Genomic DNA, 10,388 nt, shown 5'->3' on the forward strand with positions numbered 1-10,388 from the left:
AAAGAATCTCCAGACTTCATCAGAAGAAAGCCAATATTCGTTATGACATTCATCAGAAGCTCAGCACACAGATATGCAATAGCCACGCAATTGTTGTTGCTGAGGAGCTGAAGATAAGGAATATGACGAAGAGTGCTAAAGGAACTATATTGAATCCTGGCAGAAATGTAAAAGCAAAGTCAGGACTTAACCGTTCCATTCTATCTGAAGGCTGGGGAAAATTCTTTAAGATGCTTGAATACAAGCAGAATAAAAGAGGTCATATCTTTTTACAGATTAACCCCAGGAATACCAGCAGAACCTGTCCTAAGTGCGGTCATATCTCCAAAGATAACCGAAAAACTCAGGCTGTGTTCTGCTGCAAAAGCTGTGGATATACAGCCAATGCAGATGAAAATGCAGCGAAAAATATCCTAAGGGAAGGTCTATCCCGGCTAGCACAGGAAGTGAACTCCAAAAGGAGTCAGCACTGTGAACCCACCGAAGCTGAACAGTAATGTCAGCAGTAGGAATCCTCTTGTTTCAGCAAGAGGAGGTGGTCAATCTGCTCTAGCAAGCACTCGTAATCTTTTGATTTTTTTGTCAAAAATATGGATTAAAAGGAATATATCAAAACAGGAGTATTCATGGAGATAACCTACACCACCAAAAAGAAGATTAGCGTTGAAGCCTACGTTGATCTTATATGCTCGACAACACTGAAGGATCGTCGTCCTATAAATGATTACGAAAGAATCGAGCAGATGCTTAAAAATGCCAATCTTATTGTTACAGCCTGGGACGGAAATGAACTGGTTGGAATCGCCCGCTCTGTCACTGATTTTTCTTTCTGCTGTTACGTAAGTGATCTTGCTGTACGTGGTTCATATCAGAAAAAAGGAATTGGCAAGAAACTACTGCAGGTAACCAAAGATAATATCCATAACAATGCTAAGCTTATTTTACTGGCGGCTCCGCAGGCAACAGAATATTATCCTCATATAGGCTTTGAAAGACATAACGCTGCTTTTGTTTCTTCAGATGTATTTGTAATTTAAAACGCAACTGCAGCTAAAACTCAAATAGCGGTATTGGAATAACTGTTGATTTACTTTACCTCAGACCAGCACTTCGGTCATACCAACATCATTAAATACTGTAACAGACCTTTTGATTACAGTTATGAGGGGACTTTAAAGTGCGATGAATTCATTAGAGAAAAATACTGCAGTATTGTGAATCCTGATGATATTGTATTTTTCCTTGGTGATGTCGCTCTGTTTAAAAATGAAGAACAGGAGAGAATCAGTACTCTTATAAGGTCGCTCCCAGGACAGAAGATTCTTATTAAAGGGAATCATGATCACTGTAAGAACCAGTTCTATCAGTCATGCGGCTTCCTCGATGTTTGTTATTATCTTCAGTTTGGTGATTTCTTTATATGTCACTATCCGCTTACCGGTGAAGAGGAAGTTAACCGCAGAGTAGTGGAACTTATAAAACTGTATAAAGAAAGTGGTTGTACAACTCTTATTCATGGGCACACACACGATAAATCTCCTCCGAGTGAGGAGGGCATAAGACGCACCAATGTATGTGTGGATAATACTCAGACTGATTTTTCTCCAGTTAAGGTGGATGGTATACCAGAGAAGGAGATTGAAGCTTATTTTTCTAATCTTATAGATAATAACTGATCCTCAGGATTTAAAATATCATGTGATCACTGAATGCTTACAGAGAATAACGGATTCTTAAATCCAGCTTGAGCAGAATGTAAATATCTTCCTATAAAAGATCAATTTGATATTTCTTAATGGCAAAAAAATGAAAAAACTGGTTGTATATGTTCATGGAAAAGACGGTAGTGCAGAAGAAAGTGAACACTACAAATCTTTGTTTCCTGATTATGATGTTATAGGTCTTGATTACAAGACATTCACTCCATGGGAGACTGGACCTGAAATTCATAACGCTCTTTTAGAGCTGAAAAATCACTATGATGAAATTGTCTTGATTGCCAACAGTATCGGCGCATTCTTCTGTATGAACGCAAATCTTAACGGCATAGTGGATAAAGCTTTTTTTATATCGCCTCTGGTTGATATGGAAAAGATGATTTCTCAGATGATGCTTTGGGCAAATGTTAGTGAAGAGGAACTTAAAGAGAAAAAGATTATCCATACATCCTTTGGAGAGGATCTGTCCTGGGATTATCTATGTTATGTTAGAGCCCACAAGACAGAATGGTTAATTCCTACTCATATTCTTCACGGAGGTCAGGATAATCTGATTTCTAGTGAGACTATTGAGCAGTTCAAAGAGGAACATAATGTAACTCTAACTGAAATGGAGAAAGGTGAACACTGGTTCCATACTGAGGAGCAGATGCGTTTTCTTGATGACTGGATTAATTCCTATAAATAGAGGTTACTGCAGAATATTCGAGAATTGAGTCTTACTCCGAGATCCTACATTTGCCATAAGACTACTGTACGATAATAGCTCCTCCAAAGCACTTGTCATAAAGCTTCCTGGTAATAAGACTCTGTTTAATGAATATTCTCTCTTTTTATCAGGAAGGTTCGTCGTCTTAAGGCTTATATTTCCTGTTTATTTACGATTTTAATGCTAAAAAGCAGGAAATATTGCACAAGTTAAGACGAAAATCACAATATAAATTCCTTAAATTTTGTGAGATTTTAAAAAAAGTGCTATATTACAGTTAGATAAAGGTTAATTACGTACAGAGATTTTATGCAGACATATTTAGATGTAACTCTTATTGCCGCTATTAGTACAGCTGTTGTCCTGCTGCTATTTATCCTTATCTCTTTTGTAATTACCTCCCGTCGCTGCGGTGCCTTAGAAAAAGAAAACCTTTTATTAAAAGAATCTGTTGAAAATGCTCTGAAATCTCTTGAAGAACAAGCATCAAAATATTCAGCCTCTATTGAAGCTTTAGAAAGAAAAATGAAGGCTTCAGATATGTCTCTGCAGTATTTAACCTCATCTCAGCAGGATATTGTTGATAAGCAGAAGGTTATAAATACATCATTTGATAACCTATCTGTGAAGGTTGAACAGCAGAAGAAGGAAATTCAGAACAACTCTGTTGAGAATCAGCCGATTATTCTTGCTAAAAGACTTTTAGCCGAAGGTCTTTCTATTGAAGAAGTGATTGCTAAAACCAATCTTCCTCAGTACGAAGTCGAGATGCTGGCTAAAGTTCATAATCTGTCTGCTAAGGTTGCAGCTGCTGAAATTGCTGCTAAGGCAAAAGCTGCAGATAATCAGACACCATCTCTAGATAAGGTTAAGGTTGCACCTGCTCCTGCCAAAACAGCTGCGGAACCTCCTAAACCAACTCCTGTGCAGTCTGCTCCTGCAGCTCCTCATGTGGCAAGTCTCAAAGCCCGTGAAGCTTATGGTATGGGGGCGAAAGCAGGTCTGAGAAGACCTAGATAAAGCTTCTGATTCTTTTTTCTAAAAACATTTTCGTAGTCTAATAGGTCTTTTTTGAGAATCTTGTTACTATTCGAGATTGATACTGAAATGTGAATCAACAGAGTTTAAATGTAATCATGAAAGAATCCTTATTAAAAGAAATCACTAGAATTGCCAGTGAATTTGAGTCTTTATCTGCTCAATATAAAGAAATCTATGTTACAGCAGAATCTTTAACGGCCGGTTTTATAGGGGCCTCAATTGTTGAAATACCTGGCAGCTCCGGCTGGTTTGACAGAGGTTTTATAACCTACTCAAATGAATCTAAGATGGAGCTTTTAGAGGTTAAAGAGGATACTCTAAAAACAGTCGGTGCTGTAAGTGAAGACACTGCAGTTCAGATGGTTGAAGGTGCTTTAAAGCATTCATCCCTTGCAACCATTGGCGTATCAGTTACCGGTATTGCCGGACCTGATGGAGGTTCAGCTTTGAAACCGGTTGGTACTGTCTGGATGGGACTCATGAAGAAAGGGCAGAAAGCCTACGCCCATTGTTTCCATTTCAAAGGTGATAGAGAAGAAATCAGGCTTCAGACCACTCTTATGGCACTAAAAGGTCTGAGAGCCTTAACCTTAGGTGAAAATCCTGATTCTGTCTTTACTGCTCTATAATAATTAAAGTGTCTGCAGGTGGCAGAATGTATTCTGAGAACAGAGGTTCATTATTTATAAAGTTGACAGAATTCTGTCCTATGAGAATTGTCTGAATTTCCTCGGTCCAGTTGATATAAATCTTTAAGCGCTCCTTCTTGCTCTTAAGATTCAGTGTGAATGTGGAGTAATCCTCATCAGGGATTACTTCTTTGACATAGTATGTATAGTCTTTGATTCTTCTGAGAAGTTCCTTATCCTCTCTGCTGTAATCAGACAGTCTGTCTCCAATGGTTACCACTCCTCCACAGATGAGTACGGTTGCAATCTGCAGATGTACATCATTTGCCTCAATATGCTGACCATCAAGATCTTTTATGCACAGAGCATCCGGATCGTTTATCCACAGATGATTGTTCATCCACATTCGGTTAAAGGTTTCTTTTGCCTTCTGAACTGTTCGGTAATGGTTTCTCTCAGTATCATCGGAGATCCTCATGGTATGGAAGAGACCAAGTGACGGCCATATGGGCGCATTGCAGCCTAAAAGACAGGCATCATCCCCGATTGCATCTAAGATAGCCTTAATTCCTCGTCTGTAGTTTTCAATTCTTGAGATATTCCCTCGGAAGAGATAGCCTTTGATTGCTCCCCAGTAGCAGGCATCAAGCTTAAAGTATCTGATCCTGAGTTTTTTAACAAAGAAATTAAATATATTGTGGATATGATTTACAACTTCCTCATTGGAGAAATCCAGTACATACCAGGGAAGATCTCGCCAGCCTCCATAGGTCAGATAGCCCGCTGGAATAAGATTTCCGTCCATGTCGGTTGCAAGCCAGTCAGAATGATTCTTTACGATATCGGATTCTCCGCTGACAATGAATGGAGCAACCCAGATGGAAGGTCTTTTGCCTTTCTCTGCGATTTTTGCAATGCAGGCATCAAGCCCCTTTGAGAAACTGTCAGAGTACTCAAGCCAGTCTCCCATGTGACTTTCATAGCCATCATCAATCTGAATGTGATCAATAAAATCAAGTTCTCCTGATTTATCAGCATTCTCGATGATGTCTGATTCTCTGACATGATCATAGTAGGCATACCAGGAGCACCAGGTACATGGTCGTTCTTTGATTTTCTGTGGAGGATGATGTTTTGCGATCAGTTTTGCAAATTTCTCCAGAATCTGCTGTTTATCTGTTCCGTCCATAATGACGAAGGTTTCAGTGTTGATGATGTCTCCTGAGTTAAAGAGCTGCCCCTCAAGTGACATACAGACATGCAGAGTTCCGTCGTTGAAGATTCTGAAGAAGCCGGTGTATTTATTGCAGCTGGTAAATCCTAGTAGTGTCCACATACTCTCTTTTTTCAGAAGCAGCAGATTGTATACTGTTCTATAGTCTTCTACAGGATAGTGAGAGTAGGGGGATAAGTCATCCATGCATCTGCCAATGTTTACAGGATTACCAAAGGTTCCAGTCATCTGTGAGAGCATCTGAAAGCCTTCACCGAAAAACTCTGTATCTGGATTTAATTTTGTATCAAGGAGGATAAGAACTGAGGTAAAGCGGGAGGTGGTGACAACCTTTCTGAATATGTATTCATCGGCCTGATTTTTTACATAGCCAATATCAGACACTTTTAGTGTCGAATCCAGCGCAGCTTCTAACGAATCCTTCAACATCTCACAATCCTCTCAGATGCACAACACTATCTTGAATTATAGGTTACTGAATTGAAAGGAAATGTGAGATAGCGTGAACTCTACTGTTTAAGTGTTACATAAACAATCTGCGATGGATCGTGAAGTCTTAGAGGGGCTCCTGCCCAGATTCGGGTACCGTTGGACACTATAACTCTTTGTCTTCCGGTATTGTAAAGACCGCTGACATAGCCTCCGTTAACCTTGGCAACAATCTGCTTAAGTCCAGGCATAAGACCTCCATGGGTATGTCCGCAGAAGGTGAGATCGGATATTTCCTTTAGCTGATTTGCAAGCTTTGGCTGGTGCGACATGAAGATAGTTGGCAGTCTTTTATCCGTATTTGCAGTTGCTTTTGCAATATCAGCTGCAGGAAGTTTGAAACGGGTAGCAGAGATATCAATAACACCGCACAGATTCAGAAGCGGTACATCCTTCTCGTCTCTGATAACTATTCCGTCATTTTCCAAAAACTTTATACCGCCTTTTTCAAAGTACTCAATCCACTCTTTATATCCAGAGTAGAGCTCGTGATTTCCGGAAACTGCATAGACACCGTACTTAGCCTTTAGTTTGAAGAGGATTTTTGTCATGTAATCGAGTTCTGCAATCGTACCGTCGACAAAGTCTCCTGCAATCAGAATCAGATCTGGCTCATTGCTGTTTACTCTTTCAACGATATCCTCAATCTCTGAAGGAATGGTAGGTGCTGAAATATGCAGATCGGCAAGTTCTACAATGCGCAGATCATTAGCCTGCGCAGGCAGATCTTTTACTGTAATTTCGTAGAATTTATCAACAGGAGGTGCAAAGCCATTGAATACTGCTCGTCCTCCGATAAGACAGGCTATAAGCAGGAACAGTGCTGCATATCTTGTTGACTGGGCTGGAATAATGAATTTTGAGACACTCAGTCTGGAGAGTTTGTAGATTCCATTGATAATCATTCTGATCAGTGTCAGAAGAAACAGGAATATGGAGCTGAAATAGATGGTGTCAAAGAAGATTGCTGGATATCTTGAAAGCTTCGGATCCATCATATCTCCACCTGAGAAGATATAAATGTACTGTTTAAGACTTCCCAGACCAAAGATTAAAGCAAGTGCAATCTTGTACTTCAGACTTACCTTCTTTAGGGGTAGGATAAAGCACAGAATAATTACAATAGCCTGAATAAACGGGAAAATCTTAAACGCTAACATATCACTCTCTTATCGTACAGCAGGGTACAGACAGCCTAAAATCGAAGGTTCCTTTGCTCCTGTTGAATCACCTAGCACTAAGCATTCTCTGTGCATGAATTTGTACGCAAAATAGGCAAAAGCATGAGCTTCTAACAGTTTTGAATTTACATTCAGAGCTTCTGCTGTCATTACCTCAATATTGTTTTTTACAAGTTTCTTTTCAAGACCTGCCTTTATATATGGATTATAAGCTCCGCCTCCGCAGAGGATAAGTCTTGCATCCGTGATTGTATGTTTATACATACACATTCTGATGGCGTTGACATTCACCATTACGGTGAACTCGGTCAGAGTTGCAATAAGATCACAGATAAAATCCTCATCCTGAGTGGCAAAGAGCAGCTCCTCCTTAATAAAATCAAGACCGAAATCCTCTCGGCCGGTTGATTTTGGAGGTTCTAATTTAAGGTATGGCGCCTGCATGTATTTTTCCAGAAGTGCAGGTACAACCTTACCCTTTGAAGCTAATTTAGCATCTTTGTCATAGGGAATATTTAGCAGAGTTCTGCAGGTTCCATCAATCAGAGTATTGGCAGGACCTGAGTCAAAGGCTTCAAGGATGCTGCCGTCCCTATCAATTACTGTGAGGTTGGAGATACCTCCAAGGTTCAGGACCATTGATACTTTGTTATCATCTCTAAACTGCATACTGTGGAAAGCCTGAGTTAAGGGAGCTCCATTGCCCCCATGTGCAATGTCGGCTGAGCGGAAATCGCATACAGTATCAATTTTGGTTAGAGCACAGAGGAGTGCTCCATTATCTAGCTGCAGAGAAAAGCCTTTCTGAGGTCTATGTCTTACTGTCTGTCCATGGGAGCCGATAGCCTTTATATCCTCAGCTTTAAGCCTGGCGTCCTCTAATAGGGTGTTTACAGCTTTAGCTTCGTATTCTGCTATCTTTACTCTGGCGACTCCTGCCTTTTCAATTTCATCCTCAGATGATGAACATAAAGAGTGCAGAAGTTTACGTGTATCTTCGTCGTAATCAACACTGGTACTATTTAAGATTCTGCTTTTATTTCCGTCGAATTCCACAAGAACTGCGTCAATGCCGTCGATACTGGTTCCGGACATCAAACCTATATAAAGCTCAGTCATTATCTTTTCCTTGTGATTAAGCTTTTTTTAAGCCTAATTGTGCTTTTTTTTGTTTAGATCATGACTAAATTATATTAAAATATTGCGACTTATATTTTTTTTTATGCAAATTTTGCAACGTTTTTAATTATTTAAAAGGTTATACGATGTCTGATATCGAAAATGCATTACGTGAAATTACCCGTGGTGCCGAGGAAATCATTCCTCTAGATGAACTTAAAAAGAAACTGGAGTCAGGTAAACAGTTAGTTATTAAACTGGGTATGGATCCAACTGCTCCTGATATTCATTTAGGACACACCGTTATCCTAAACAAGCTTCGTACCTTCCAGAAACTAGGCCACAAGATTGTTCTTATCATTGGTGACTTTACCGCTGCAATCGGTGATCCATCTGGTAAAAATGCAACTCGTCCAGAACTTCCTCGTGAGCAGATCTTAGAGAACGCAAAAACCTATGCAGAACAGGCATTCAAGATTCTGGATAAAGATTTAACTGAAATCCGCTATAACAGCGAGTGGTGTGAGAAGTTAGGCGCTGCCGGTACCATTAAGCTGGCTGCTAAACTTACTGTTGCCCGTATGTTAGAGCGCGATGATTTCTCAAAGCGTTTTGCTGCAAAACAGCCAATTTCAATTCATGAGTTCCTCTACCCATTATTCCAGGGCTATGACTCTGTAGCTATCAAGTCAGATGTTGAGCTTGGCGGTACCGATCAGAAATTCAATCTGCTGATGGGACGTGAGCTTCAGAAGGATGCTGGCATGGAACCTCAGTGTGTGCTGATGATGCCTCTGCTGGTTGGCCTTGACGGTGTTGTGAAGATGTCAAAGTCTAAGCACAACTACATCGGTGTTACCGAAGCTCCTAAGGAGATGTTCGGCAAGATCATGTCTATCTCTGATGATCTGATGTGGTCATACTACGATTTACTGTCATTCAAGACTGTCGACGAAATTAAGTCTATTAAGGATGACTGTCTGATTAACGGCAAGAACCCTCGTGATGCCAAGATCGAACTTGGCCGTGAAATTGTTGCAAGATACCACGGTGAGGAAGCTGCCAACGAGGCTGTTGAAGGTTTCAAGTCTCAGTTTGCCAAGGGCGCTCTGCCTGATGACATTCAGGAAGTTACCGTAAATTCACAGACTATTCCAAATCTGTTAAAGGATGCTGGTCTATGTGAATCTACCTCTGAAGCTATGCGTATGCTCAAGCAGAATGCAGTTAAGTGCGAAGGTAAGGTTATCACTGACAAGAACGCTCCTGTAGAGAAGGGCACTTCAATCTGGCAGGTTGGTAAGCGTCGTTTTGCAAAAGTTACAGTTGAATAAAGTTATTTACAGACATTAAGGAATAATTGTATGACACAGGATGAATTGAAGGTAATGGTTGCCAAGGCAGCCTTAGATTATATCCCACAAGGAAGTGTTTTAGGTGTTGGCAGTGGTTCTACTGTTATGAAGTTTATCGAGCAGATCGGACTTAATAAGGTTCCTGTTGCTGCTGCAGTAAGTTCATCAAACAAGACCACTGAAGCTCTAAAGGCAATTGGCGTTAACGTTGTTGACCCTAATGAGACACAGCCTTATGAGGTTTATATCGACGGTGCTGATGAGGTAGATCCTAACTTCAATATGATCAAGGGCGGCGGTGCCTGCCTGACAAGAGAGAAGATCCTGACCTCAATGGCCAAGAAGTTTATCTGTATTGTAGATAAGTCAAAGCTGGTTGAGACCTTAGGTAAATTCCCTCTTCCTGTAGAGATTATTCCTATGGCCCGTGAGCAGGTTGCAAGAACTCTGCGTGCCCTGGGTGGTGATCCTGTTCTGCGTAAGGACTGTATCACTGATAACGGATGTGAGATTCTGGATGTTCACGGTCTGAATATCACCGATCCTCTGGCTTTAGAGCAGAAGATCAATCAGATCCCAGGTGTAGTCACCGTAGGTCTGTTTGCATCAAAGGGCGCTGATATTGTGCTTTATGCAACTGAAGATGGTGTTAAGGTTTTAAAGCGCAGCTAAGCTTTTAGCTTTTACTTTTTAAGAAAAGGGCTTTCAGTGAAAACTGAAAGCTTTTTCATTGTCTTTTCTGAAATGGTACTTTTAAACTGATCTTGGTACAGTGTTAAAGCTCCTGCCGTAAGAGATTGACATCCTCCTCTTGCTATAAAGCAAGAGGATTCCTACTGCTGACATTACTGTTCAGCTTCGGTGGGTTCACAGTGCTGACTCCTTTTGGAGTTCACTTCCTGTGCTAGCCGGG

Annotated in this window: 11 protein-coding genes; 8 read left to right on the forward strand and 3 right to left on the reverse strand. The window is 40.6% G+C overall.

Annotation, left to right across the window (positions count from 1 at the left end):
• The 6 genes from BM308_RS12610 to BM308_RS12635 all read left to right on the forward strand — a co-directional run.
• The coding region (locus BM308_RS12610; protein ID WP_143098626.1) for an RNA-guided endonuclease InsQ/TnpB family protein at window positions 1-497 on the forward strand (497 nt) is incomplete at its 5' end.
• A gap of 129 nt (window positions 498-626) precedes the next feature.
• Complete coding sequence (locus tag BM308_RS12615; RefSeq protein ID WP_074945695.1) at window positions 627-1,037, forward strand: GNAT family N-acetyltransferase; 411 nt, start codon at window positions 627-629, stop codon at window positions 1,035-1,037.
• Window positions 1,038-1,082: 45 nt separating this feature from the next.
• Complete coding sequence (locus BM308_RS12620; protein ID WP_074945697.1) at window positions 1,083-1,676, forward strand: metallophosphoesterase; 594 nt, start codon at window positions 1,083-1,085, stop codon at window positions 1,674-1,676.
• Window positions 1,677-1,806: 130 nt separating this feature from the next.
• Window positions 1,807-2,406: an alpha/beta hydrolase gene (locus BM308_RS12625; RefSeq protein ID WP_074945699.1), complete on the forward strand. Its 600-nt coding sequence runs from the start codon at window positions 1,807-1,809 to the stop codon at window positions 2,404-2,406.
• Between the two features lie 330 nt (window positions 2,407-2,736).
• A complete protein-coding gene (locus tag BM308_RS12630; protein WP_074945701.1) occupies window positions 2,737-3,447 on the forward strand; it encodes a hypothetical protein in 711 nt (236 codons plus the stop codon).
• Between the two features lie 116 nt (window positions 3,448-3,563).
• Complete coding sequence (locus tag BM308_RS12635; protein WP_074945703.1) at window positions 3,564-4,097, forward strand: CinA family protein; 534 nt, start codon at window positions 3,564-3,566, stop codon at window positions 4,095-4,097.
• On the opposite strand, the gene BM308_RS12640 is transcribed toward BM308_RS12635, so the two are convergent.
• The 3 genes from BM308_RS12640 to BM308_RS12650 form a co-directional block, all read right to left on the reverse strand.
• Entirely contained in the window at window positions 4,084-5,760 is a 1,677-nt protein-coding gene (locus BM308_RS12640; protein ID WP_074945704.1) for a glycoside hydrolase family 36 protein, read from the reverse strand. The genes BM308_RS12635 and BM308_RS12640 overlap by 14 nt on opposite strands.
• A gap of 80 nt (window positions 5,761-5,840) precedes the next feature.
• The gene (locus BM308_RS12645) at window positions 5,841-6,980 is read right to left on the reverse strand and encodes a metallophosphoesterase (RefSeq protein WP_074945706.1); all 1,140 of its coding nucleotides are present in this window, start codon (window positions 6,978-6,980) and stop codon (window positions 5,841-5,843) included.
• Window positions 6,981-6,989: 9 nt separating this feature from the next.
• On the reverse strand, window positions 6,990-8,120 hold the full coding sequence (locus BM308_RS12650) for an anhydro-N-acetylmuramic acid kinase (RefSeq protein WP_074945708.1): 1,131 nt from the start codon (window positions 8,118-8,120) through the stop codon (window positions 6,990-6,992).
• A 146-nt stretch (window positions 8,121-8,266) separates the two neighbouring features.
• On the opposite strand from BM308_RS12650, the gene tyrS reads away from it, so the two are divergent.
• Window positions 8,267-9,454 carry a tyrosine--tRNA ligase gene (gene tyrS / locus BM308_RS12655; protein WP_074945710.1) on the forward strand — a complete coding sequence of 396 codons (1,188 nt, stop codon included), beginning with the start codon at window positions 8,267-8,269 and terminating at the stop codon, window positions 9,452-9,454.
• Between the two features lie 30 nt (window positions 9,455-9,484).
• Window positions 9,485-10,147 carry a ribose-5-phosphate isomerase RpiA gene (gene rpiA / locus BM308_RS12660; protein WP_074945712.1) on the forward strand — a complete coding sequence of 221 codons (663 nt, stop codon included), beginning with the start codon at window positions 9,485-9,487 and terminating at the stop codon, window positions 10,145-10,147.
• Window positions 10,148-10,388: the final 241 nt, after the last annotated feature.

Origin of the sequence: Succinivibrio dextrinosolvens, from assembly GCF_900116345.1 — a bacterium.
GTDB lineage: Bacteria > Pseudomonadota > Gammaproteobacteria > Enterobacterales > Succinivibrionaceae > Succinivibrio > Succinivibrio dextrinosolvens_B.